The organism is Mycobacterium sp. NGS50 (assembly GCF_059812545.1).
Genome location: NZ_JCALCW010000045.1, coordinates 1 through 23,976, shown reverse-complemented (window position 1 = coordinate 23,976; position 23,976 = coordinate 1). Strand labels below are relative to the sequence as shown.

Genomic DNA, 23,976 nt, shown 5'->3' with positions numbered 1-23,976 from the left:
CGAACGCTAGGAGTCGCGATGACCACCAAGATTCGCCCGACCGATACCGACTTCGATGTCGTCATCATCGGCGCCGGCATCTCGGGGATCGGTGCCGCATACCATTTGAAGACGCAACGACCGACGACGTCCTTCGCGATCCTCGAGGGTCGCGCGGACATTGGTGGAACCTGGAACCTGTTCAAGTACCCGGGAATTCGGTCCGACTCGGACATGCCGTCGTTCGGCTTCGGGTTCAAGCCCTGGACCCACAAGCAGTCGATCGCCGACGCCCACGTCATCCTCGACTACCTCAATGAGGCTATCGACGAGAACGGCATCAGCGGTCATATCCATTTCGACACCAAGGTGGCTTCGGCCGACTTCGACTCCGCGGCCGGCCGCTGGTGCATCCACACCACCAACAGCCGCACCGGCGAATCCGCGGTCTACACAGCCAAGTTCGTCTACTCGGGTACCGGCTACTACAACTACGAGGCCGGATACACCCCGGAGTTCGCCGGGCTCGACACGTTCGGCGGACAGGTGATCCACCCCCAGCACTGGCCGGAGGACCTCGACTACCGCGGCAAGAAGGTCGTGGTGATCGGCAGCGGCGCCACCGCCGTGACGCTGATCCCGGCGATGGCCGGCAAGGCCGCGCACGTGACCATGCTGCAGCGTTCACCGAGCTACGTCTTTTCCCTGCCCGGCGAGGACGCGATCGCCAACACCCTGAACAAGGTGGTCGGCCCCGCCCGCGCGCACGCCGTCATCCGGCGCAAGAACATTGCCCTCAACCGGGGCCTGTTCAAGGCGTGCAAGCGTGCGCCGTCGGTGATGCGCCGACTGCTGATCGCCGATGTCAGGCGGCGGCTCCCGAAAGGCTTCGATGTCGACACCCACTTCAACCCCAAGTACGACCCGTGGGATCAGCGCCTGTGCATGGTGCCGAATGGCGATCTGTTCAAGGCAATCTCGAGCGGTCAGGCATCGGTGGCCACCGACCAGATCGAGACCTTCACCGAGACCGGCATCGCGCTCAAGTCCGGCCAACACCTCGAGGCCGACATCGTGGTCACCGCGACCGGGCTGGACATGCTGCCCCTCGGCGGCATCGCGCTGAGCGTGGACGGAACCGCTGTGGATATCGCCGACACCGTGGCCTACAAGGCGATGATGCTCAGCGGCGTACCGAACTTCATCTTCGCGTTCGGCTACACAAACTTGGCCTGGACGCTGAAGGTCGACCTAGTCTGCGCCCACATGATCCGCCTGCTCGACCACATGGATGACCACGACCACGCGGTGGTCACCCCGGTCGTACCGTCCGACCTGGAGCGAATCCCGATGATCGACATGAGCTCCGGCTACGTGCAGCGCAAGATCGCCGCGTTCCCCAAGGCCGGTACCACCGGCCCGTGGACCGTCAAGATGGCCTACGAAGACGACATCGCGCGCCTCAAGCACGGCCCGGTCACCGACCCCGCCCTGCGGTTCGAGTCGCGCGCGGCCATCCACCTGGTGGCGTCATGACCTCCGCGGCCGTCGAAGAGATCTCGTTTGTCAGCCACGGCGCGCGGTGCGCAGCCTGGCACGTACACGCCACCTCGGACGAACTGGCCCACAATGGATCGCGACCTCTGGTCGTGATCGGGCACGGCTTCGGCGGTACCCGCGACACCGGCCTGATGGATTTCGCCACCGCATTCGCCGACGCAGGCATCGATTCCCTGGTATTCGACTACCGAGGTTTCGGCGCTTCCGAAGGCAAGCCGCGTCAGGTCGTCGCCTACCGCAAGCAGCGCCAGGACTGGCGGGCCGCGGTCGACGCCGCCCGCCGGTTACGCGGGGTCGATCCCGACCGGATCGCCCTATGGGGCACGTCCTACTCGGGTGGACACGTGCTGACCGTCGCGGCAGCGGATCGGCGCATCGCGGCGGTGGTGGCGCTGGTGCCCGCAACCGATGGGCTGGCCGCGGTACTGCAGATCGCGCGGACCGCCGGCGCGCTCGCACCGCTGCGCCTCATCGGGCACGGGCTGCGGGATGCGTGGACGACGATCACCGGTGCGCCACCGCATTTGATCCCGTTGGCCGGCGAACCGGGTTCGGTGGCCATCCTCAGCACGCCGGGTGCTCTTCCCGGCTACTTGGCGCTGGCCGGGCCGACCTGGCGCAACGAGGTGTGCGCGCGAACCGCCCTGGAGGTCGCCCTCAACCGCCCCACCACCTCGGCCCCGAAAGTCCAGTGCCCGATGCTCGTTCAGATCGGCAGCAACGATCAAGTGGCTCCGGCCGCCGCGGCACGCAAGACCGCCCGTCGCGCCGGCGGGCCGACCACAACGCTCGAATACCCGGTCGATCACTTCGATGTGTACGCCGGCGAATGGCAGGCCAAGGTGCTCGCCGACGAGGTCGCGTTCCTGGTGGCAGCGCTCGCCTGACCCGGATCGCCTATGGCCGCCGACCGTGCGGTTTCATCCGCAACACGCCGCCGCATGCCGATGAGATCGCACGGTCAGACCGCCGGTGGCTCGGACATCTGGCAACCGGATTCGCCCACCCAGTAGGACGCGGCTAGAACAGCGCGGCCAGGTCCGACCACATCGCGCTGAAGTCGCCCAGGTCGCCGACGCCGGCGAGGTCGCTCGCGGGCGCCGCCGGGAAGTCGAAAATCGGAATGACCCGATTCAGGAAGATCATCTCGTCCAGGGTCCCGTCTGACCCGCTGGAGAAGTAGTTTTCGAAGGTTCCGAACGCCTGCCAGTTGAACGAGAACAGATCCTGCGTGACCCCGGTCGCCGGATCGTTCTCGTAGTAGTTCTGCGCCCAGGGCCACAGCGCCGGGTCAGGGTAATAAATCAGGGTATGAAAGTCGCTGTAGTCCCACACGGTTCCCACCGCGGGAGCCGCGCCGACGCTGTCGATCACCTGCGTCGTGTCTTGGGTGAAGAAGAACCCCGTCACATCGTGGTCATGGGTGTCGTAGCTGCCCACCACCGTCGGGTAGTCGCCGTAGATCGTCCGGTGGACATCTTCGGCAATGTCACCGTAGAACCCGGACTGATCCCCGGTGACATTGCTGGTCCCGTCCCCCACGCCCGGCGGATCAAAATCGGTGGGCGATGGTCGATCGTCGGCATAGGCGGCCGCACTGGTGATCAGCGCCACCCCCAACACCGTCCCAGCAACCGAGCCCACAACGGCGGCAAAGGTACGCAGATGTCCGGCTTTCATGTCCCGCTCCCCCTAATCCGGTGAACCCGACAGGGATTCACCGCGTCTGTGACTAGTTGCGATGCTCATCGAACGGGTCCGCCGCCCCGCTCAATCAGAGCGTGGCGACAAGGTCGGACCACATCGTGCCGAAGTCGGCTGCGGCCGCGGATGCGCCATCGGTCGGGAACTCGAAGATGGGTGTGACAGTGCCGTCGAAAATGTTGACGATGTAGTCGAACGTCCCCGCCGGTCCGTAATAAAAGTCGTTCTCCCACCCCCAGTTGAGCACCGGCATGAAGACGTCGGCTATGCCGGCCGACGTGGTCAGGTGGGTGTCCAACGAATAGTACGAGGTAGCAAGCCCGTTGGATAACACAACATAGGAGCTATCCCATTCTGTTCCCACCGCGGGGGCCACGCCATCGCTCGCGACAACCTGATCAGAATGGGTTATGAAGAACGGCAGCGGGAGGGGGCCGTACTGGTCCTCAATGTGATGGACCTCGTAGCTGCCATCCGAAAGCGTGTAAGCCTGGTCCCATCGGTGGCTGTCGTCGATGAGCGGAATGAAGACTCGTTCGTCATTCGTCATCGCACCAGCGGTACCCGGCAAATCGAAAGCTACGTGGGACTTGTCGAACGGCGGCACCGGCAGGGTGGCTATATCGTCCGCGCGGGCGACTGGACCGGCGACGAACCCGCCCGCCACGACAGCCCCGGCGGCCGCGCCAAGTGTGAAGGCAATACCCCGGCCACTACGAACGTCCATCACAGGCTCCCCCGCCATCCCCATGTAGCGATAAGCACCCTATCTGAGAGCAAGCCAAGAAAGCTAGGGTTGCGGTGAAATATCCTTAAATAGTCGTTGACGAAGGCCCTTTGGCCGTTCGCGCCGTCGCTGGCGCGGCTCGAGCTCCTTTCTCGCCCTCAGCCCTGCTGCACGGCGAGCGCCTCCGCTCCGACGTCCGCGGCGGCCGGGTCCATCCAAAAGATCTGCCAGGCGTGCCCATCCAGGTCGTTGTAGCTGCGCCCGTACATGAACCCGTGATCCTCGACATCCCCGGCCGTGCCGCCCGCGGCGATGGCGCGATCCACCAGCGCGTCCACCGCGCCACGGCTGTCTGCGCTGAGGCAGATGACGCACTCCTTGGTTGTGGCCGCATCGGCGGTCGCGACCGGGTGAAAGGAATCGAAGACGTCGCGCCGCAGCAGCATCGCAAACTGGTTGGCGCCCAGCACCAGAGCGAGCGCCCTGTCGTCGCAGAACTTCTCGTTGAAGGTGTAGCCGAGGCCGGCGAAGAACTTCTGCGAACGCTCAATGTCGGCGACGGGCAGGTTCACGAAGATCATTGCGTGCATTTCGGGTGCCTCCGGGCGAGTCCGCGGGATCCATGGGTGGATGCCGTCGGAGATACCGACCCGGCCCGGCCGGAGAACTCAGCGCTCCGCGGCGAACTTCTGCGGATCACCGGCACGCGTCAACGTCGACCGCGTTCGGCCCGCCCCGGCTTACGGGCGACCTTGCCGGCCGCGGCTCGGGCGGCCTGCTTCGCCAGGGTCTTCTCCCGTGCGGTGCGCTTGGGCGCCGGCTGTGCCTGTCCCCGCGACGAACCGGGTTTGCGGCCCCGCACGATGCCGATGAACTCCTCGACGAGTGCCGGCTGCGGCCCTTCCGGGAAGGCGAGCGCCATCGGGCAGGTCGGCGCATCGTCGATCGACCGGTACGTGAGGTCCTTGCGGTGATACAGCCGTGCCAGCGACTGTGGGACGATAAGCACACCGATCCCTGCGGCAACCAGTTCTATTGCCTCCTGGGTGGTTTCGGGCCGGTGATCGATCGGAGCGCCGGGGGCGCCCGTCCATGCGAGGACGTCATCGCGTGGAAGCAGGGTCGGTTCGTCGTCGAGGTCCGTGGCGGTGATCGCGTCGAAGGCGCTCAGAACATGATCGGCCGGAACGACGACAACCGTCGTCTCGTCGTAGAGGGGAATCATGGCCAGCCCCGACGCGTCGGCCGGCGGCCGGAGCAACGCCGCATCGACGGTGCCGGCCCGTACCGCGGCCGCCGCGTCTGCCGCAGCCAGTGGGCACAACTGCAATGGAACCTCGGGGTGTCGCTCCGCCCAGATCCGCGCCCACTTCGCGGGCGTCCCACCGGGGACGTACCCGAGGGTCAGGGACAGCGAGGTCACCGCCTCAGGCTACCGATAGGGTGATTCCATGAGCAGGCCGAATGCGCAGTCCATGAAACCCGCGACGGCGGCGAAGAAGCTGGACGTATACCTGCCGGCGACGCCAGCGGAGTTCCAGGCGAACCCAATCACCCGCGGCGAGCTCGCCGCCCTGCAGGCGGACCCGCCGCAGTGGCTCACCGACCTCCGCAAAAACGGACCGCATCCGAAGAACCTGGTGGCGGCCAAGTTGGGGGTATCGATCGCCGGTCTCGCGCGTGGCGGCGTTGCAGATGCGCTTACCACCGAGCAGATCAATCAGCTGCTCGACGAGAAGCCGGACTGGCTGGTCGCCGAACGCGAGAGCTATCAGATGGTGTTGAGCGAACAGCGGCGAGTGAAGACGCTGCATGCGGAACGGGCTCGTGGAAACTGACTGGCACCGGGGTTCGCCGGTACCGTTGAGCTGCTTGACTCACGGCAGGTTGAGCTGCCAGGACACTCCGAACCGATCGTTGACCCAGGCGAACGCGGTGGAGAAGCCGTAGTCACCGAGCGGCATGAGGGTGGCACCGCCCTCCCCCAGCTCGGCCACTAGCCGTTCCAGCTCCGAGCGGTCGGCGACGTCCACGAACAGCGAGCTCGACGGGGTGAAGTCGAAGCCGTGCGTGACCGCACTGTCACTGACCAGCACACGCAGCCCGGCCAGGTCGAGCTCGGCCAGCATGATGCCGGTGGCCGGTTCGGGGTGCGGGGTCACGGACACCACGGAGGCGCCCGGGAACGCGGCCAGGTACATCTCGATCGCGGTGGCGGCGGTGCCGCCCTGAAACATGAGGAAGGGTCTGATGCGGGTCACGCCGCCCACCCTATCCACGCCGGTGAGTCTGTGAACAAGACGCAGGCCAGAGAAATTTTCCCTGGCCCGCGAATTGTCTTGTCCCCCTACAGCATACAGCTGACGCAGCCCTCCACCTCAGTGCCTTCCAGCGCCATCTGCCGCAGCCGGATGTAGTAAAGCGTCTTGATTCCCTTGCGCCACGCGTAGATCTGCGCCTTGTTCACGTCGCGGGTGGTGGCGGTGTCCTTGAAGAACAGCGTCAACGACAGCCCCTGGTCCACATGCTGAGTGGCGGCGGCGTAGGTGTCGATGATCTTCTCGTAGCCGATCTCGTAGGCATCCTGGTAGTACTCCAGGTTGTCGTTGGTCATGTACGGCGCCGGGTAGTAGACACGGCCGATCTTGCCTTCCTTGCGGATCTCCACCCGCGACACAATCGGGTGGATCGAGCTCGTCGAGTGGTTGATGTAGGAGATCGACCCGGTCGGCGGCACCGCCTGCAGGTTCTGGTTGTAGATGCCGTGGGCCTGCACCGATTCCTTGAGACGACGCCAGTCGTCCTGGTTGGGAATGCGGATGCCGGCATCGGCGAACAACTTACGCACCCGCTCGGTGGCCGGCTCCCATGGCTGCTCGGTGTACTTATCGAAGAACTCCCCCGAGGCGTAGGTAGAACGCTCGAAGCCCTTGAAGTGCGTACCCCGCTCAATCGCAATGCGATTCGAGGCCCGCAGTGCGTGGTAGAGCACCGTGTAGAAGTAGATGTTGGTGAAGTCGATGCCCTCTTCAGAGCCGTAGAAGATGCTCTCCCGCGCCAGGTAGCCGTGCAGGTTCATCTGGCCCAGGCCGATGGCGTGCGAGTCGTTGTTGCCCTGCTCGATCGAGGGCACCGAGGTGATGTGGGTCTGATCGCTCACCGCGGTCAATGCGCGGATCGCCACCTCGATACTCTGCGCGAAGTCCGGCGAGTCCATCGTCTTGGCGATGTTCAGCGACCCGAGGTTGCACGAGATGTCCTTGCCCACCTTGGCATACGACAGGTCGTCGTTGAACAGCGACGGCGTGGACACCTGCAGGATCTCCGAGCACAGGTTCGAGTGGGTGATCTTGCCGTCGATCGGGTTGGACCGATTCACGGTGTCTTCGTACATGATGTAGGGGTAGCCGGACTCGAACTGCAGCTCGGCCAGCGTCTGGAAAAACTCGCGTGCCTTGATCTTGGTCTTGCGGATCGCCGGGTTGTCCACCATCTCGTAGTACTTCTCGGTGACCGAGATGTCGGCGAACGGCAGGCCGTAGACGCGTTCGACGTCATACGGCGAGAACAGGTACATGTCCTCGTTCTTCTTGGCCAGCTCGAAGGTGATGTCCGGGATCACCACGCCCAGGCTCAGCGTCTTGATCCGGATCTTCTCGTCGGCGTTCTCTCGCTTGGTGTCCAAGAATCGGTAGATGTCGGGGTGATGCGCGTGCAGGTATACCGCACCGGCGCCCTGACGCGCACCCAGCTGGTTGGCGTAGGAGAACGAGTCCTCCAGCAGTTTCATGATCGGGATGACGCCCGAGCTCTGGTTCTCGATGTTCTTGATCGGCGCGCCGTGCTCACGAATGTTGGTCAGCAGCAACGCCACTCCCCCGCCGCGCTTGGACAGCTGCAGTGCGGAGTTGATCGACCGGCCGATCGACTCCATGTTGTCCTCAATTCTCAAAAGGAAGCAACTCACCGGCTCACCGCGCTGCTTCTTCCCGGAATTGAGGAACGTCGGGGTGGCCGGCTGGAAGCGGCCTTCGATGATCTCCTCGACAAGCTGCTCGGCCAGCACGGTGTCACCGGCGGCCAGCGTCAGCGCCACCATGACCACCCGGTCCTCGAACCGCTCGAGGTAACGCTTACCGTCGAAGGTCTTCAGCGTGTAGGAGGTGTAGTACTTGAACGCCCCCAAGAACGTCGGAAACCGGAATTTCTTGGCGTAGGCGCGATCCAGCAGCGTTTTGACGAAGTTGCGCGAGTACTGGTCGAGGACCTCGCGCTCGTAGTAGTCCTTGCCGATCAGGTAGTCGAGCTTCTCGTCCTGATTGTGGAAGAACACCGTGTTCTGATTGACGTGCTCCAGGAAGTACTGACGAGCGGCCAGCACATCCTTGTCGAACTGGATGTTGCCGTCGGCGTCGTACAGGTTGAGCATCGCGTTCAGGGCGTGGTAGTCCGTCTCGCTCTGTGCCCCGCTGTGCGCGGGCATCGTCACAGGCTCTGCAGTTGCGGCCGTTGGTGGCACGTCTCGTCCTTCCAGAAGTCAGCCAAACCGTCGCGGACGGCTTGCACGTCGTCGGGGGTTCCCATTAATTCGAAGCGGTACAGGTAGGGCACTCCGCACTTGCGCGAGATGACGTCACCCGCATAGCAGAACTCGGCGCCGAAGTTGTTGTTGCCGGCGGCGATCACGCCGCGCAGCAACGCCCGGTTGTGCTCGTTGTTCAAAAACTTGATGACCTGCTTGGGGACGTAGCCCCCCACGTTGATGTCCGGTGTGGCGTGTCCGCCACCGTAGGTGGGCAGCACCAACACATGGGGCTCGTCGACTTCGATCTGCCCGTGCAGCGGAATCCGCGTTGCCGGCATGCCCAGCTTCTGCACGAAGCGATGGGTGTTCTCCGACACCGAGGAGAAATAGACCAAGCCGCCGGGCATTGCGACCTCCTTGCCCCCGTAGTCGCGTCGACTATGCGCTCAGCGCGGTCTCCGCGAGCGCCTTGATGCGGTCGGGACGGAAACCCGACCAGTGCTCGCCGCCGGCCACCACGACCGGGGCCTGCAGGTATCCGAGCGCCATCACGTAGTCCCGCGCCTCCGAGTCCAAGGTGATATCGACCGTCTCGTAGGCAATGCCTTGCTTGTCCAACGCCTTGTAGGTGGCGTTGCACTGGACACATGCGGGCTTGGTGTAGACGGTGATGGTCATCAGCGACAGAGCTCCTCAGCGAACTTTGACAACGGACGGATAACGGATGACGTACTACTGTTCAGCGGACCGGCGGGCGGCAAAATTCCCCGGCCCCGAGCCGCTTCGGCCGATATATCGGCCAGGGATTGAAGCAATCCCCCGGGCCCGGTTGACCTGGTGAATCTGGGGTCTGTCGGTGTTCGAAACACTACACCTAGTGGTCCCCCTTGAGAAGCGATACTAGATGTTCTGAACAACATTCTTGAAATTCCCTGGTCGTAAGCCCCCGCCACACGTTGCCCTCGGCGTGTCGCAGATCACAAAACACGTCCGCGGGCGCTAACACACCAGGTCTACCACCAGGCTCCGACAAGAAATCCCCCGCCGGCCGACCGCTCCCCCGTCGGCAAACAGTGCCATCGGCCTCGGGATCGACGTCAGCGGCGGGTTCACTCGGCCTTTTCCGTGCTGACGCCGACCTCGACGAGCTAACGAACGCGGCGGCTCAGCGCACCTCGGCGGCGAGCTTGCCGACGACGTCGCGCACGTCGTTTACCAGCTGGGCGTGCTGAGTCGGGTGCGCACCGTCCAGCGTCGGCAACGGCACCGACAACTTGATCGCCTCGACCACGCGCGGGCCGGCGATACCGAACGACTTGCGGGTCTCGTCGTGCGCCCACACGCCGCCGTAGCGTCCCATCGCCGCGCCGATCACCGCCAGCGGCTTGTCCTTGAGCGCACTGTCACCGAACGGGCGGGACAACCAGTCGATCGCGTTCTTGAGCACTGCGGGGATGCTGCCGTTGTACTCCGGGGTGACCACCAGGGCGGCATCGGCGTCGGCGGCGACCGCACGCAGCGCGGTGACGCCGGCCGGGACATCCTCGGGCGTGTCGATGTCTTCGTTGTAGAACGGCAGGTCCCCGAGCCCTTCGTAGACGGTCACGGCGACCCCGGCCGGGGCGACTTCGGCTGCCAACTCGGCGATCTGGCGGTTCACCGACTCGACACGCAGGCTCCCCACCAGCGCCAGAATCTTGATGTCGGCATTGTTCTCGGTCATGACTTCGAGTTCCCTCCGGTCGTTGTCTACATCCTTGCACAACCCAACCGGACTCTAGTCCGGTTTGTTCCCACGCGCTACAGTGACCTGGTGAGCACCGCAGATCGGGTGCGTGACCTGCCCTTTTCCGCACCGCAAGAGCGGGGCGACGCTGCGCGCAACCGGGTGCTGCTGCTGGAGGCAGCCCGACGGCTGATCGCCGAGCGCGGGCCGGACGCGGTCACCATGGACGACATCGCCGGGGCGGCCGGCGTCGGCAAGGGCACGCTGTTCCGCCGCTTCGGCAGTCGATCCGGATTGATGATGGTGCTGCTCGACGAGGACGAGCGGGCCAGCCAACAGGCCTTCCTGTTCGGCCCTCCCCCGCTGGGCCCCGACGCGCCACCGCTGCAACGTCTGCTGGCGTTCGGACGAGACCGACTGTGTTTCGCGCACGCGCATCACGCGCTGCTGTCGGCAGCCAACCGGGATCCGCAGACGCGCTATGGGCCGGCCTCGGGGGTACTGCGCACGCACGTGCGGGTGTTGTTGGCCTCGGCCGCCAGCAGCGGCGACCTCGACGCCCAAACCGACGCGCTGTTGGCGTTGCTCGACGCCGACTACGTCGAACACCAGTTGAACGACCGCGGCCAGACCCTGCAATCGCTCGGTGACGCGTGGGAATCGTTGGCGCGCAAGTTGTGTGGGGTGTAGGCCGAGTCGATAGCGGCGGATGCTGTCCCGCATTCCCGAGTGCTTCGCCGGCACGTGCAGGGCTACTGGTTATGGTCGCCGAGTGGTCGCTACGGGACTAGAACGGCTTTCACAACGTCGCCGTGCCGGGTTGCCGAAATCGCGTCGTTGATACGCGTGAGCGGAAACGTCGTGACGATGCGGTCGACCGGTAGCTGGCCGGTTCTATACAGGTCGATCAGCCGCGGAATGAACGTTCGTGGTACCGCCTCACCCTCGACGACACCGCGCACGGTCTGTCCCTTGCCGACGAGCTTTGCTTGATCGAGTTCGACGAGCGTCCGCGTTCCCTGCAGACCGACGGTTGCGCACACACCCGGCGAGGCGAGCGCGCCAATCGCCGCTCGGGTGACGTCGGGTTTGCCAATACAGTCAATGGCGTAGTCCACGCCGTGGCGAGTTGCGCACCTGACGTCGCCGGGATCGACCGCGGTGGCGGCGCCGAGCGCAAGGGCGAGCTCACGGCGCTGCGGATTGGGGTCGACAGCGATGATCTGCCCGCAGCCAGCCACTTTGGCGGCCATGATCGCCGACAGCCCCACCGATCCAGCCGCGAAGATCGCGATCGAGGAGCCGGGTTCGGGCTGCAATGCGTTTAGGACGGTCCCCGCGCCCGTTTGTACACCGCATCCCAGTGGAGCCAGTACTTCGAATGGGACGTCGTCGGGCACCGGCACCACGGTGTGAGCGGCGGCAAGTGCATAGGTGGCGAATGAGGATTGACCGCAGAACCGCGCCCGCACCGGTGTGTCGCCCTGCCGAGCCCCGGCGCTGCCGTCGATGCGAACCCCGCTGAGGTTCAGCAGGTTGGCATGTGCGCAATAGGCCATCCGGTCGCGACAGCAGTTTGCGCAGACCCCGCACCAGGCGTAGCTGAGCACGACCCGGTCACCGGCACGCAGGCCGGTGACCTGTGATCCGATCGACTCGATGATTCCGGCGCCCTCGTGACCGAGTACCAGAGGCAGCTGCGGAGAGGTGGCCATCGCGGCGAGCACGAGGTCGCTGTGGCAGATCCCGGAGGCCTCGATGCGCACCAACACTTCGTCGGGTCGCGGCGCTTCGATCTCGATATCGCCGAGGGCGAATGCCGCGCCCGCCTCATGCAGTATGGCGGCGGTCGCGACGCGTGCCGGCGTGTTGGCGACGAATCGCAGCTCGCGGGGTCGATCGCGGGTCGTGAGTTTGGTCAGATAGAAGTAGCCGGGACGCTGCTGGCCGGGAGCTTCCATCGCGCCGATCAGGGTAGTGTCGGAGATCCGCCGAAAGTGGTCGGCCATCGGGAGGTTGCGGTAGACCATGGTCGCGGTCGCACTTCCGCGGTATTCGGTCATCCTCACGTCCGCCCCACCGAAACTGGGGTTGGCGAATCGTTGCCCGGATTCATCGAAGCAGACGATCGGCGCCACGTCGTCGGCGCCAGCGAACGACTTGCCCGCCCACCGGATTGCCTCCAGTTGCGCCTCGGCGGGATGGCCGACACCGAATAACCCACCCGCCCACTCCCCGAAAACATCGGCAATACCGATCGCCTCGGCAGACTCGTAGACCTCGTCGAGCTCGTCGAGAGTCGGCGGGTCGGCCCGTTCGACCAGTTCCTGAAAGCGTTGTGCGACATTCATTTCCGTCATCCTCTCGCCGAGCTCCTGCGGTTCGGGCCACACAGTGCCACTCCACCAATTCCTGACACAGTGTTGTGTCAGGAACAGTCTTGTGTCAACATTGAGTTCATGACCACCGTGTCCAGACCCTTCCGCGGCGTCAGCGCCGACGAACGCCTCGCAGATCGTCGAGCCGCGCTCCTCGATGCGGCCCTGGCCGAGATCGGCGAGGTCGGCGTCGCAGGGCTGCGGATGAACACGGTGTGCAAACGCGCCGGCTTGACCCAGAGATACTTCTACGAACATTTCGGCAACCGTGACGAACTGCTCGCCGCCGTATTCGACAGTGTCATCGACGAGGTCATCAGCACCACCATCGCAACCGTGCAATCCTGTGGCCCAGACCTTTTCGAGCGTGCCAGCGCCGGTCTGGCCGTCTTCTATGACGCCATCATCAGCGACCCGCGCAAAGCCCGGCTCTACGCAGAGTCGGTAGGGATCCCCGCCATCGCCGAACACAAACGTGCCGCCGTACGCCGCTACGCCGATTTCGTCGCCGAACAAGTCAACGCCGCCATCGGGCGCATGAACAACCGCACCCGGTCCCGACTTCGGATGGCCATCCTGGTGTTAGTCGGTGGCCAAGCTGACGCGGCCGCCGCCCTAGCCGGTGGCGATGTCACCCTGTCTCGCGCCGACTACATCGACGTCCACGCCCGACTGCTGACCGACGCGGTCGCCGCCTCGGGATCCCATCGGGCTAACAGCGGAGAGAAATGAACACACCGATCAGCGACAACGTCGCAAATGTACTGGCCGACCCAACGGCGTATGCCGACGAGCCACGGCTGCATGCTGCACTGACCCACCTGCGGACCCATGCGCCGGTATCTCTGGTGGACTGCCCTCCTTACCGACCATTCTGGGCGGTCACCCGCCACGCCGACATCATGGACATTGAGCGGGACCATCAGCTGTGGATCAACGAGCCGCGGCCGCTACTGCAGACCGCGGACACCGATGACATTGCACGCGCCCAGCTGGTTGCCGGGATGGGACTGCGCACCCTGATCCACATGGACGACCCGCAGCACCGGGTGGTGCGGGCGATCGGCGCGGACTGGTTCCGGCCCAAGGCGATGCGCGCGCTGAAGGTACGCGTCGACGAACTGGCGAAAATCTATGTCGACCGGATGGCCGAGGTCGGGCCGGAGTGCGATTTCGTGCAGGAGGTCGCCGTCAACTATCCGCTGTTCGTCATCATGTCGCTGCTCGGACTGCCCGAATCGGACTTTCCGCGGATGCTCAAGCTGACCCAGGAACTGTTCGGCGGCGACGATAGCGAGCTTCGGCGCGGTAGCACTCCAGAGGAGTTGCTGCAGGTATTGCTCGACTTCTTCGGCTACTTCAGCGCACTCACGGCGTCCCGCCGCGAGCAGTCAACCGATGATCTAGCGTCGGCGATCGCCAACGCCCGCATCGACGGCGAGCCGCTGTCCGACATCGACACCGCGTCCTATTACGTCATCATCGCCACCGCCGGCCACGACACCACCAGCGGAACCATCTCCGGTGGGCTGCGCGCGCTGATCGAGCACCCCGACCAGCGGGAGCGGTTGCGCGACAACCTGGATCTGATGCCGACCGCCGTGGAGGAGATGATCCGCTGGGTGACCCCGGTCAAAGAGTTCATGCGCACCGCCACCGCCGACACCGAGGTGCGCGGGGTGCCGATCGCCGCCGGCGAGTCGGTGTACCTCTCCTATGTGTCAGCAAACCGGGACGAGGAAGTGTTCGACGACCCGTTCCGCTTCGACGTCGGCCGCGCCGTCAACCACCACCTCGCGTTCGGCTACGGGGTGCACTTCTGCATGGGCGCCGCGCTTGCCCGCATGGAGATCGGCAGCTTCTTCACCGAACTGCTACCACGACTGAAATCCATTGAACTCAAAGGAGAGCCGGACCTGGCAGCCACCACGTTCGTCGGCGGCCTCAAACACCTGCCGGTTCGCTACGAACTGCGCTGAAGACCCATCGCGGCGGGTGTCGCACCGGCCCGATAACCTGCCGACATGTTGTCGACTGTCGCGGTGCGCGGTTACCGCTCCCTGCGCGAGGTGATCGTGCCACTGGGCGAGCTGACCGTGGTCACCGGCGCCAACGGCACCGGCAAGTCGTCGCTGTACCGGTCACTGCGATTGCTCGCCGACTGTGGCCGCGGGGCAGCGATCGGCTCGCTGGCACGCGAGGGCGGGCTGGAGTCGGTGCTGTGGGCCGGGCCCGAACAACCGCGCGGCGCCCGCCGCACCGGAACCACCCAGGGTACCGTCCGCACCCGCCCGATCTCACTCGAACTCGGTTTCTCCTCAAACGATTTCGGGTATCTCATCGATCTCGGCCTGCCGCAGCAGGCTGGTCCGGACTCGGCGTTCGGCCGCGACCCGGAGATCAAGCGCGAGGCGGTGTTTGTCGCGCCGGTGATGCGTCGGAGTTCGACGCTGATAACCCGCACCCGCCAACATGCGCAGGCCAGCACCGAGACCGGCACGGACGAGCTGTCTCGGTCGCTGCCGGCCTACCGCAGTCTGCTCGCTGAATTCGCGCATCCCGCAGCGCATCCGGAGCTCTCGGCGGTCCGCGACCGGCTGCGCAGCTGGCGCTTCTACGACGGGTTCCGGGTTGATGCGGCCGCACCGGCCCGGCACCCGCAGGTCGGAACCCGCACCCCGGTGCTCTGTGATGACGGCGGTGACCTGGCGGCCGCGATCCAGACGATCATCGAAGCAGGAGGTGACGACCTGCATCGGGCGTTGAGCGACGCCTTCGACGGCGCCACCGTGTCGGTCGCGGTCCACCACGGTCTGTTCAACCTGAACCTGCATCAACGCGGCATGTTGCGTCCGCTGCGGGCCGCCGAACTCTCTGACGGCACACTGCGGTTCATGCTGTGGGCGGCAGCCCTGCTCAGCCCGGAACCACCGTCGCTGATGGTGCTCAACGAGCCGGAGACCTCGCTGCACCCGGACCTGGTCGCACCCCTGGCAGGCCTGATCCGGACCGCGGCGAAGCGGACACAGGTTCTGGTGGTCACCCATTCGCGGGTAATGCTCGATTTCCTCGACACAGCGCCCGTCGCCGAGCGCACCCGGGGCGCCATCGAGATCGAGTTGTACAAGGACTTCGGCGAAACCCGGGTCGCCGGGCTGGGAATGCTCGACACCCCGGCGTGGGAGTGGGGCACTCGCTAGCGCGACACCGGCGTCGGACGCAGTGCCCGACTGAACAGCACGTTGGCCTGCCGCATCAATACGCTGTAGGGCCACCACGCCACCCGCTTGAAGGCGTACAGCGCCCGGATGTCCGGCGATGTGTACACCAGGTAGCGATTGCGGGCGACCCCGGCCAGGATCTTCTGGGCGGCCTTCTCCGGTGTGACCGCGTGACCGGCGAACCGGTCCACCCAGCGATTGACGTTCGGGTCGTCGCGGTCCACACCGGCGATCTCGACGGTGTTGACCAGCGGGGTCTTCACCGCGCCTGGAACCACCACCGACACCCCGATGCGGTGCCGCGCCAGGTCGAAGCGCAGCACCTCCGACACCCCACGCAGCCCGTACTTGCTGGCCGAATAGGCGGCATGCCAAGGCAATGCGACGATCCCGGCAGCCGAGGACACATTGACCAGATGCCCGCCGCGGTGGGCTGCCACCATCGGCGGCAGGAACTCCTCGATGACGTGGATCGGGCCCATCAGGTTGATCGAGACCATCTTGCTCCACTGTTCGTGAGTGAGCCGGTCGACCGTGCCCCACGCCGAGACCCCGGCGATGTTCATCACGACGTCCATCGCCGGGTGTCGGGCATGAATGTCGGCGGCGAACGCCGCGACCTCGTCGTAGTCGGCGATGTTCAACGCCCGGGACTCGGGAACTTCGGCGCCCAGCGCGCGCGCGTCGGCCACCGTCTCGGCCAGGCCGTCGGCATTGCGGTCGGTCAGGTACAACTCAGCGCCGTAGCCGGCCAGCTGCAATGCGGTGGCGCGACCGATACCGCTGGCCGCCCCGGTGATCAGACAGCGCTTGCCACGGTAGTACTGCGACAGATTTGCCATGGGTGGAGACGATACCGGCGGTACCGGAATCGGGGGCAGCTACCCGCCAAGTGCGTCGGTACCGCCCCACAGCGCATTCAGCCACAGCGCTTCGAGCACCCGGATCCCGCGCTGCACGTCGCGGTCGGGCCCCAGATAGGAGGTGTCACCGGAGAGCATCAGCGCGGTGGTCACGCCCAGGGTGCGTACCAGCGCCGGGATGTCGTCGCTGATCGGATGCGCGGTACCGGCCGCCATCTCGTCCTGGACGACGACGACGATCTGGTCGATCACCGTACTGAGCTGGTGGTCGAGGATCTCGCGGATCTCGGCGTCGGTGTTGCGGGCGAGGTTGCATGCCGACACGATCGGGTCGTTGTGCGCGTAGACGGCCGCCGCACTGCCCACCATCCGTTTGGCGAATGCTGCCGGGGACTCATCGCGGCCGCGGGGCGCGAAATAGTGGGTGAGCTCCTCGAGTTCGTGGGTGGCCTCGGCGAGGATCTGGGCCAGCACCGCGTACTTGGAGTCGAAGTAGAAGTAGAACCCGGATCGCGCCACACCGGCCCGGTCACTGATCGTGCTGACCGAAAGCTCCGCGAACGGCTTTTCCTCCAGCAGCTCGCGCACCGCCTGCAAAATCGCCTCGCGCTGCTTATCGCCGCGTCGTTTAGGTGCGGCCGGTGCCTGCGCCTGCTCTGTACTCACCCTCGAACCCTGCCCCACGCCACGCCAGAATCAAACTTGACAGGCGTCAAGTTTAACCGAAGGATAGGGACGACGTGACAGTTGCCACAACTGTCCAGCCCGCTAAGGAGCGTCGATGAGCACCATCAGCACCCCTCAGTACCTGCTCGACCAGGCCAAACGTCGGTTCATCCCGACGGTGAACACCATTCCCGGAATGGGGTTGCTGGAAAAGCGGCTGATGACGGTCGATTGGCCGCAGAAGACGCTGGCCGCCCCACCGCCGGGCAGCGGGCTCAAGCCGGTGGTCGGCGATTCCGGTCTGCCGATCCTGGGGCACATCGTCGAGATGTTCCGCCAGGGGCCGGATTTTCCGCTGCACCTGTACAACACCCGTGGCCCGGTCACCTTCGCTGATTCGCCCATCCTGCCGTCGATCGTCGCGCTGGGCCCCGACGCCACCCAGACCATCTTCTCCAACCGCAGCAAGGACTACTCGCAGAAGGGCTGGCTTCCGGTCATCGGCCCGTTCTTCAACCGCGGTCTGATGATGCTCGACTTCGACGAGCACATGGGTCACCGCCGGATCATGCAGGAGGCTTTCACCCGGCCGCGGTTGGCAAGCTACGTCGAGGACATCGACCGGGTGGCCAGCGCGATCGTGAACGACTGGCCCACCAACGACGGCCGCTTCCTGGTCTACCCGGCGATGAAGGAGCTCACCCTCGACGTCGCGTCGGTGGTGTTCATGGGCCACGACCCGACCAGCGACCACCAGTTGGTGGGCAAGATCAACAAGGCGTTCTGCCAGACCACCCGGGCCGGCGGCGCGATCATCCGGACCTCGCTGCCGCCGTTCAAATGGTGGCAGGGCCTGCAGGGCCGCAAGGTGCTCGAGGACTACTTCGCCGAACGGGTCGCCGAACGCCGGCACGCTCAGGGCACCGACATGCTGACGGTGCTGTGTCACACCGAGGACGAGGACGGCAACAGCTTCACCGACGCCGACATCGTCAACCACATGATCTTCCTGATGATGGCCGCCCACGACACCACCACCTCGACGGTCACGACGATGGCCTATCACCTGGCGGCCCACCCGGAATGGCAGGAACGCTGCCGCGACGAGTCGGCGCGGCTGGGTGACGGCGCGTTGGATATCGAGTCGCTGGAAAAGCTCGAAACGCTGGACCTGGTGATGGACGAGTCGCTGCGGCTGGTGACCCCGCTGCCGTTCAACATGCGCCAGACGGTGCGCGACACCGAACTGCTGGGCCACTTCGTGCCTGGCGGCACCAACGTGGTGACCTGGCCGGGGATGAACCACTGGCTGCCCGAGCTGTACACCAACCCGCGCCAGTTCGACCCGGAGCGCTTCCTCGAACCGCGCGCCGAGCACAAGAAGCACCGGTATGCGTGGGCGCCGTTCGGCGGTGGTGCACACAAGTGCATCGGGATGGTTTTCGGTCGACTTGAGGTCAAGACGGTGCTGCATCGGTTGTTGCGCCAGTACCGCCTGGAGCTGACGCACCCCGGCTACCAGCCGCATTGGGACTACGGCGGCATGCCTATCCCGATGGACGGCATGCCGTTGGTGCTGCGCCCGCTGTAGCCCTTGGCCCCAGACCCTTGGCCCCAGCCCCCTTGGCGCGAGCGTGCGCAGTCGCACGCCAAAACTGCCGAAATCTGGCATTCTGCGCACGCTCGCGGGTAGGTCGGCGCCTCCTCAGGCCGCCGTCATCAGCCGGTTGGCGCAGGTGATCATCGCGTCGAGTGCCGACCGAGTCCGATCCGTCGACCAGCCGATCGCCCAGTGCGCTCGGCGGCCGTCGGAGCCCTCGATGAACGTGGCGGTGTGCTCGCCGGACCGCAACTGATGAAAGCACAGCATCTCGACTTTGACACCGCGCTGATCGAGCATCGCGGTGAGCGCGGCCAGCGGCCCGCCGGCGGTCGCCGTCGACGTTCCGCTGTGATCGCCGACGGCGATGGTGGCCTGGTAGGTGCACGGCGCCAGTCGCGTGGCGGGGCGCTCACCGTCGGTGCAGGCCCACTGGCCAAGTCGCACCGGACCTGGCGTGCACCCGTAGGCGGCGACGAGATCATCCCAGGTCATCTGGTCGACGCGTTCCCGCAGCCCGCGAGGCAGCGGCGCGCCGAATCGGTCGGAAAGACTGCTGGTGCTGGTGAAGTTGCTCATGGTGCCGGTCTTTTCTGCTCGGAAAAAGCGACCGACGGTAGTAGCGTCCGACCCACAGCGGGGGGTCGGTCTGGATCAGACCCCGCTGCGGGTGCTGGCTACTACGAGAAGATTGCGCACGTTGCCGACCTTAGCCGCGCCTTCCCGGCCCGTGCAACTCGATTAATCGCCGGCGACCTCGCGCAGGGCGTCCTGCAGCAGTTCAGTCACCTTCTCGGCGATCTCGCCCAGCCCGGGCTCCCCGGTGACCTGCACCATCAACCGCGGGTCCATCGCGTCGACGATGACGGTCTGCGGCGTATCGGGGTCGGCACGCACCACCACGTTGCAGGGCAACAGCACGCCGATCTGACGGAACGTGTTGACGGCCCGATGGGCGAACCCGGGATTACACGCACCCAGGATCAGATAGTCCTCCATGTCCTCGCCGAGCTTGGCCTTCAGCGTGGCCTTCATATCGATCTCGGTGAGCACGCCAAACCCTTGCCGGGCCAATGCTTCCCGGGTGCGGCGAACCGCGTCGTCGAATGAGGTCTGCACGGTGGTGGATAACGCAACGGACATGTCGATCTCCTTTGAGAGTGTTCTCACGCCAGCGCGAGAAACAGCTTTTCCAGTTCTGCTTCGGTCAACGGTGCGCTCCCGTCGGCGGCGGCACCGCTGAGGCATTCCCGCAGCCCGGTCGCGACAATCTTGAAGCCGGCCCGGTCCAGCGCGCGTGACACCGCCGCCAATTGAGTGACCACGTCCTTGCAGTCACGCCCCTGCTCGATCATCGTGATCACGCCGGCAAGCTGCCCCTGGGCGCGACGCAGACGATTGAGCACCGCAGCGATGCTGTCTTGATCCCCGATCACGGCTGGACCGTCGTCGCGGCGTCGGCGAATTCGCAGAACGCGTCATAGGCGCGGGCCCCGTAGATGGTGGCCGGGCCGCCCATCATCAGGATGCTCACCCCGATGGCTTCGGCGGCTTCCTCCTTGCTCGCACCGGCACGGGCGGCACTTTGGGCGTGCGAGGCGATACATCCGTCGCAGCCGTGCACGACGCCGATGGCCAACGCAATCAGCTCTTTGGATTTCGTGTCCAGCGACCCGGGGGCGAAGGCGGCCTTGCTCAGTTCGGAGAAGCCGCGGTACACGTCGGGAATCACCTTGCGCAGCGCGCGGTGTTGTGGGTTCAAATCGGTCAGCAGATCGTGGTGAGTCATAGTGAGAACTATACCCCTAGGGGTATCTTCGCGCCAGTCGTTTGTGATGCAGTCAACGCTTTCGCGCAGTGACGAGCAGGTACTCCCAGTCCATCGCCGTGGCGCCGGCCAGCTGTCGCTCGGCGAGATCCGCCAGCGCGACGTCCAACGCCGCCGTCCGCGCCGGCTCACCAGCCAGGGCGTGGTAGGCGGAAATCGTCGGCCCGTAGTTGGTTTTGAAGAATTCGCGGAAGGCCGTGCCGTCAGCGAACCGGTCCACCCGCAGCACGCGGCGGTGCGCGGTAAGGTCGTCGACCCGCTGCCCGAACAGGTGGCGGACGTGGTCGGCGCGCCCCCACAGCGGCGGCGGCAACACCCCGTCGGGCGGCGGCGGTAGATACCCGCCGATTGTCGCGAACATCTGGCCGATGAATCCCTCGGGTGTCCAGCTGATCAGAGCGATCCGACCGCCGGGCCGGCAGACGCGCACCAGTTCGTCGGCGGCCAACTGGTGGTGCGGAGCGAACATCACACCGATGCAGGACACCACCGCGTCGAACTCCCCGTCATCGAAGGGCAGCGCCTCGGCGTTGGCCTCCCGCCAGTTCAGGGTCGCGCCACGGCCGGCCGCCAGCGCCTTACCCCGCTCCAGCAGCTGCGGGCACAGGTCACTGGCGGTCACGTCGGCGCCGGCCAACGCTGCCGGGATCGCCACATTCCCGGAGCCGGCAGCGACGTCGAGGACGCGGTCGCCGGGCCCGATACCGCTGGCCTGCACCATTACCGGCCCCAGCGGCGCGACCACCTCGGCCGCCACGGTGGCGTAATCGCCCAGCGCCCAGACGGCACGGTGTTTGTCTTCGAGTGCGGTGTCGATCGTCATAGCCGTCAGGGTGCGCACAGCGGTGACGGAATTCCAGTGCCCGATCTGAACCGTTCTCGGTTCAGAATGTGTACTAGCCAGCGCCGTCCCGGGAGCGTGTACTGAGACGACAGGAGGTGCACCGTGTCGACATACAGTCAGTTCTGTCCGGTGGCCAAGGCCATGGAGCTCCTCGATGAGCGATGGACTCTGCTCGTCGTGCGCGAACTACTCAAGGGCAGCACGCATTTCAACGATCTCCGCCGCGGGGTGCCGAAGATGTCGCCCGCCTTGCTGTCCAAACGGCTGAAATCGTTGACCCGGGCCGGGGTGCTGCAGCGCACCGACATCGACGGCCGCACCAGCTATTCCCTGACGCAATGCGGCCGGGAGCTCGCCACCGTGGTCGAGGAGCTGGGCAGGTGGGGTGCTCGCTGGATCGGTGAGCTGGGCGAGGATGACCTGGATCCGCACCTGCTGATGTGGGACATCCGCCGCACGGTTCCGATCGACATCTGGCCGCGGACACGTACCGTGGTGGCATTTCGGCTCAGCGGGGTGACACCGAAAGCCGCCAGGTGGTGGCTGGTGGTGACCGACGGCCAAGCCGACGCCTGTGATTTCGACCCCGGGTATGAGATCGCGGCGACCATCGAGACCAGCCTGCGCACCCTGACCCAGGTCTGGCGCGGCGACGTGTCGTGGTCGCGGGCCATGCTCGACGGCAGCCTGGCGGTGTCGGGCGCTTCGGAGATCCGCCAGGCGGTGCCGCGGTGGCTGGGAACCTCGTCGCTGGCCAACGTCGCGCGGCCGGCCTGACCTCAGCAGGTCAACAGCATGCAGCCGGCGATCGGCCCGCCGCCGACGGCGACCGCGGCGACCTCGGGACGGCGTGCCATCTGGCGCTCCCCCGCCTGGCCGCGCAGTTGTAGGCATGCCTCGTGCAATACCCAGTAGCCGTGCATCCGGCCCGCCGACAATTGCCCGCCGTAGGTGTTCAGCGGCAGTTCGCCAGTCAGGGCGATCCGTGCTGCTCCTTCGACGAACGGGCCCGCCTCGCCGTCACCGCAGATACCGAGGGCTTCCAGCCAGGCGAACGTCAGGAAGGTGAATCCGTCGTACAGTTCGGCCAGATCGAGGTCGGCGGGCCGCAGGTCCGTCCGCGACCAGAGCTGCGCGGCGGCATCGGCGGAAGCCATCTTCGGATAATCCGCGCGGTGGAACCAGCCGCCCGCGCCGTCGGAGCCACCGATCGCCTCCACCGCCACCGGCCGGTTCGGGCAGTCACCGGCATAGTCGGCGGCCGACACCACCAGCGCGATCGACCCGTCGACCGGCACATCGCAGTCGTAGAGCCCGAACGGCGTCGACACCGTGCGTGCGGCCAGATAGTCGGCCATCGTCATCGGGTCGCGATACACCGCAAGGGGATTCAACGCCGCATTGCGCCGACTGTTGATCGCCAACCAACCCAACTGTTCTTTGGTGGTGCCGTAGAGCCGCATGTGCCGACGACACGCCAGCGCCAACCAGTTCGCCGCCGAGTAGGCATGCGCCGCAATCAGGTCCGCGACGTCGTCCATCGGCCCGATCCCGTTGCCGCGTGAGGACACCATGCGCGCCATCGCCTCGTTGGGTTCCGACGCCGGAGCCGCGTCCGACGATGCCGGCACCGTTCCGGCGAGCATCTGCACCGTGCGATAGACCAGCACATGACGGGCCCTGCCCTCCGACACCGCGCGGCACGCCGACATGACCGGGTTGAGCAGGCCGCCGGTGTCGAAGCCGGTTCCGCAGTCGGGCACCTCGATGCCCAGCGCGGCCGCCACCTCGGTGGCCGGTGTGTCGCCCAGGGTCGCGATTCCGTCGATCTGGGCGGGCTGCAGGCCGGCATCGGTGATACCGGCGCGTGCGGCCTCCAGCGTCAGCTCAAGCCCCGGAATCCCGGTGCGACGACCGATCCGCGAGATGCCGATCCCGGACACGATCGCGTCCTTCTCGAAGTAGTGCATCCACACCGTCCAATCCACTCGCCCTGAGGACCTACTGTATGTCGTACTGTATGTCCTATGTCAGCGGACCAACTGCGTATCGAGCACTGCGCCGCCTGCGCGCGCTGGGTGCATCCCCCGGCGGGTAACTGCCGCGATTGCGGCGCCGCATTGGTATCGCGTGCGGTGTCGGGGCTGGGCACGGTGTTCACCTACACCGTCAACCATCACGGCTTCAATCCGGCCATCCCCACCCCGTATGTCATCGCGATCATCGAGCTGGCCGAGCAGGACGGGCTGCGGCTGGCCGCCAACATCGTCGACTGCGAACCGGATTCGGTCACCTGCGGGATGCCGGTACGGGCCCGGATCGACGGCGACGTCACGGTCTTCGTCCCCGCCACCG

The 23,976-nt window shown here is 65.7% G+C and carries 27 protein-coding genes and 3 pseudogenes; 11 read left to right on the top strand and 19 right to left on the bottom strand.

Features of this window, described 5'->3' with window-relative positions; translation table 11 throughout:
• The first annotated feature begins 18 nt into the window (after positions 1 to 18).
• Positions 19 to 1,515, top strand: a complete 1,497-nt coding sequence (locus AC5Y36_RS23395) for a flavin-containing monooxygenase (RefSeq protein ID WP_500043356.1) — start codon at positions 19 to 21, stop codon at positions 1,513 to 1,515.
• Complete coding sequence (locus tag AC5Y36_RS23390; protein ID WP_500043355.1) at positions 1,512 to 2,426, top strand: alpha/beta hydrolase; 915 nt, start codon at positions 1,512 to 1,514, stop codon at positions 2,424 to 2,426. Before AC5Y36_RS23395 ends, AC5Y36_RS23390 begins: the two co-directional genes overlap by 4 nt.
• 133 nt (positions 2,427 to 2,559) lie before the next feature.
• On the opposite strand, the gene AC5Y36_RS23385 is transcribed toward AC5Y36_RS23390, so the two are convergent.
• The 4 genes from AC5Y36_RS23385 to AC5Y36_RS23370 all read right to left on the bottom strand — a co-directional run bounded on the left by AC5Y36_RS23385 (position 2,560) and on the right by AC5Y36_RS23370 (position 5,393).
• Entirely contained in the window at positions 2,560 to 3,219 is a 660-nt protein-coding gene (locus tag AC5Y36_RS23385) for a hypothetical protein (protein ID WP_500043354.1), read from the bottom strand.
• A 94-nt stretch (positions 3,220 to 3,313) separates the two neighbouring features.
• Positions 3,314 to 3,970 (bottom strand): hypothetical protein, encoded by a 657-nt coding sequence (locus AC5Y36_RS23380; protein ID WP_500043353.1) that lies wholly within the window; start codon positions 3,968 to 3,970, stop codon positions 3,314 to 3,316.
• 158 nt (positions 3,971 to 4,128) lie between these two features.
• A complete protein-coding gene (locus AC5Y36_RS23375; RefSeq protein ID WP_500043352.1) occupies positions 4,129 to 4,560 on the bottom strand; it encodes a VOC family protein in 432 nt (143 codons plus the stop codon).
• A 119-nt stretch (positions 4,561 to 4,679) separates the two neighbouring features.
• A complete protein-coding gene (locus AC5Y36_RS23370; RefSeq protein WP_500043351.1) occupies positions 4,680 to 5,393 on the bottom strand; it encodes a LysR family substrate-binding domain-containing protein in 714 nt (237 codons plus the stop codon).
• A 28-nt stretch (positions 5,394 to 5,421) separates the two neighbouring features.
• On the opposite strand from AC5Y36_RS23370, the gene AC5Y36_RS23365 reads away from it, so the two are divergent.
• The gene (locus AC5Y36_RS23365) at positions 5,422 to 5,808 is read left to right on the top strand and encodes a DUF5997 family protein (RefSeq protein ID WP_500043350.1); all 387 of its coding nucleotides are present in this window, start codon (positions 5,422 to 5,424) and stop codon (positions 5,806 to 5,808) included.
• Positions 5,809 to 5,847: 39 nt separating this feature from the next.
• On the opposite strand, the gene AC5Y36_RS23360 is transcribed toward AC5Y36_RS23365, so the two are convergent.
• The 5 genes from AC5Y36_RS23360 to AC5Y36_RS23340 form a co-directional block, all read right to left on the bottom strand.
• A complete protein-coding gene (locus AC5Y36_RS23360) occupies positions 5,848 to 6,231 on the bottom strand; it encodes a VOC family protein (RefSeq protein ID WP_500043349.1) in 384 nt (127 codons plus the stop codon).
• Between the two features lie 86 nt (positions 6,232 to 6,317).
• Complete coding sequence (nrdE, locus tag AC5Y36_RS23355) at positions 6,318 to 8,453, bottom strand: class 1b ribonucleoside-diphosphate reductase subunit alpha (RefSeq protein WP_500043348.1); 2,136 nt, start codon at positions 8,451 to 8,453, stop codon at positions 6,318 to 6,320.
• A gap of 2 nt (positions 8,454 to 8,455) precedes the next feature.
• Positions 8,456 to 8,902 carry a class Ib ribonucleoside-diphosphate reductase assembly flavoprotein NrdI gene (gene nrdI / locus AC5Y36_RS23350; RefSeq protein WP_500043347.1) on the bottom strand — a complete coding sequence of 149 codons (447 nt, stop codon included), beginning with the start codon at positions 8,900 to 8,902 and terminating at the stop codon, positions 8,456 to 8,458.
• A 31-nt stretch (positions 8,903 to 8,933) separates the two neighbouring features.
• Positions 8,934 to 9,173 (bottom strand): redoxin NrdH, encoded by a 240-nt coding sequence (locus tag AC5Y36_RS23345; protein ID WP_500043346.1) that lies wholly within the window; start codon positions 9,171 to 9,173, stop codon positions 8,934 to 8,936.
• Positions 9,174 to 9,660: 487 nt separating this feature from the next.
• A complete protein-coding gene (locus AC5Y36_RS23340) occupies positions 9,661 to 10,218 on the bottom strand; it encodes an NAD(P)H-dependent oxidoreductase (RefSeq protein WP_500043345.1) in 558 nt (185 codons plus the stop codon).
• A gap of 90 nt (positions 10,219 to 10,308) precedes the next feature.
• Between AC5Y36_RS23340 and AC5Y36_RS23335 the strand changes: the two genes are divergently transcribed.
• Positions 10,309 to 10,911, top strand: a complete 603-nt coding sequence (locus AC5Y36_RS23335; protein ID WP_500043344.1) for a TetR/AcrR family transcriptional regulator — start codon at positions 10,309 to 10,311, stop codon at positions 10,909 to 10,911.
• 89 nt (positions 10,912 to 11,000) lie between these two features.
• On the opposite strand, the gene AC5Y36_RS23330 is transcribed toward AC5Y36_RS23335, so the two are convergent.
• On the bottom strand, positions 11,001 to 12,572 hold the full coding sequence (locus AC5Y36_RS23330) for an alcohol dehydrogenase catalytic domain-containing protein (protein ID WP_500043343.1): 1,572 nt from the start codon (positions 12,570 to 12,572) through the stop codon (positions 11,001 to 11,003).
• A gap of 108 nt (positions 12,573 to 12,680) precedes the next feature.
• Between AC5Y36_RS23330 and AC5Y36_RS23325 the strand changes: the two are divergent.
• The 4 genes and pseudogenes from AC5Y36_RS23325 to AC5Y36_RS23310 all read left to right on the top strand — a co-directional run.
• Positions 12,681 to 12,830, top strand: a pseudogene (locus tag AC5Y36_RS23325) (TetR/AcrR family transcriptional regulator); the annotation flags it as partial.
• A 306-nt stretch (positions 12,831 to 13,136) separates the two neighbouring features.
• Positions 13,137 to 13,331, top strand: a complete 195-nt coding sequence (locus AC5Y36_RS23320; protein ID WP_500043371.1) for a hypothetical protein — start codon at positions 13,137 to 13,139, stop codon at positions 13,329 to 13,331.
• Complete coding sequence (locus tag AC5Y36_RS23315; RefSeq protein WP_500043342.1) at positions 13,328 to 14,578, top strand: cytochrome P450; 1,251 nt, start codon at positions 13,328 to 13,330, stop codon at positions 14,576 to 14,578. The genes AC5Y36_RS23320 and AC5Y36_RS23315 overlap by 4 nt, the downstream gene beginning before the upstream one ends.
• A gap of 45 nt (positions 14,579 to 14,623) precedes the next feature.
• Positions 14,624 to 15,799 carry an AAA family ATPase gene (locus tag AC5Y36_RS23310; protein ID WP_500043341.1) on the top strand — a complete coding sequence of 392 codons (1,176 nt, stop codon included), beginning with the start codon at positions 14,624 to 14,626 and terminating at the stop codon, positions 15,797 to 15,799.
• On the opposite strand, the gene AC5Y36_RS23305 is transcribed toward AC5Y36_RS23310, so the two are convergent.
• The gene (locus AC5Y36_RS23305) at positions 15,796 to 16,662 is read right to left on the bottom strand and encodes an SDR family oxidoreductase (RefSeq protein WP_500043340.1); all 867 of its coding nucleotides are present in this window, start codon (positions 16,660 to 16,662) and stop codon (positions 15,796 to 15,798) included. The two genes, AC5Y36_RS23310 and AC5Y36_RS23305, sit on opposite strands and share 4 nt — an antisense overlap.
• A 39-nt stretch (positions 16,663 to 16,701) precedes the next feature.
• Positions 16,702 to 17,349, bottom strand: coding sequence for a TetR/AcrR family transcriptional regulator (locus tag AC5Y36_RS23300; protein WP_500043339.1), 648 nt, complete (start codon positions 17,347 to 17,349; stop codon positions 16,702 to 16,704).
• Between the two features lie 115 nt (positions 17,350 to 17,464).
• On the opposite strand from AC5Y36_RS23300, the gene AC5Y36_RS23295 reads away from it, so the two are divergent.
• On the top strand, positions 17,465 to 18,940 hold the full coding sequence (locus AC5Y36_RS23295; RefSeq protein ID WP_500043338.1) for a cytochrome P450: 1,476 nt from the start codon (positions 17,465 to 17,467) through the stop codon (positions 18,938 to 18,940).
• A gap of 114 nt (positions 18,941 to 19,054) precedes the next feature.
• On the opposite strand, the gene AC5Y36_RS23290 is transcribed toward AC5Y36_RS23295, so the two are convergent.
• The 5 genes from AC5Y36_RS23290 to AC5Y36_RS23270 all read right to left on the bottom strand — a co-directional run bounded on the left by AC5Y36_RS23290 (position 19,055) and on the right by AC5Y36_RS23270 (position 21,600).
• Positions 19,055 to 19,528, bottom strand: coding sequence for a homocitrate synthase (locus AC5Y36_RS23290; protein ID WP_500043337.1), 474 nt, complete (start codon positions 19,526 to 19,528; stop codon positions 19,055 to 19,057).
• 162 nt (positions 19,529 to 19,690) lie between these two features.
• A complete protein-coding gene (locus AC5Y36_RS23285; RefSeq protein WP_500043336.1) occupies positions 19,691 to 20,092 on the bottom strand; it encodes a DUF302 domain-containing protein in 402 nt (133 codons plus the stop codon).
• 23 nt (positions 20,093 to 20,115) lie between these two features.
• Entirely contained in the window at positions 20,116 to 20,385 is a 270-nt protein-coding gene (locus tag AC5Y36_RS23280; protein ID WP_500043335.1) for a metal-sensitive transcriptional regulator, read from the bottom strand.
• A complete protein-coding gene (locus AC5Y36_RS23275) occupies positions 20,382 to 20,738 on the bottom strand; it encodes a carboxymuconolactone decarboxylase family protein (protein ID WP_500043334.1) in 357 nt (118 codons plus the stop codon). Before AC5Y36_RS23275 ends, AC5Y36_RS23280 begins: the two co-directional genes overlap by 4 nt.
• A gap of 52 nt (positions 20,739 to 20,790) precedes the next feature.
• A complete protein-coding gene (locus AC5Y36_RS23270; protein WP_500043333.1) occupies positions 20,791 to 21,600 on the bottom strand; it encodes a class I SAM-dependent methyltransferase in 810 nt (269 codons plus the stop codon).
• A 123-nt stretch (positions 21,601 to 21,723) separates the two neighbouring features.
• On the opposite strand from AC5Y36_RS23270, the gene AC5Y36_RS23265 reads away from it, so the two are divergent.
• A complete protein-coding gene (locus tag AC5Y36_RS23265; RefSeq protein ID WP_500043332.1) occupies positions 21,724 to 22,398 on the top strand; it encodes a winged helix-turn-helix transcriptional regulator in 675 nt (224 codons plus the stop codon).
• Between the two features lie 2 nt (positions 22,399 to 22,400).
• Here AC5Y36_RS23265 and AC5Y36_RS23260 read toward each other — a convergent pair.
• Both AC5Y36_RS23260 and AC5Y36_RS23255 read right to left on the bottom strand, forming a co-directional pair.
• Positions 22,401 to 23,168, bottom strand: a pseudogene (locus tag AC5Y36_RS23260) (thiolase family protein); the annotation flags it as partial.
• Between the two features lie 74 nt (positions 23,169 to 23,242).
• Positions 23,243 to 23,591: pseudogene (locus AC5Y36_RS23255) on the bottom strand (thiolase family protein); the annotation flags it as partial.
• 57 nt (positions 23,592 to 23,648) lie between these two features.
• Here AC5Y36_RS23255 and AC5Y36_RS23250 point away from each other — a divergent pair.
• A partial coding sequence (locus tag AC5Y36_RS23250; protein WP_500043331.1) for a Zn-ribbon domain-containing OB-fold protein occupies positions 23,649 to 23,976 on the top strand: 328 nt, incomplete at its 3' end.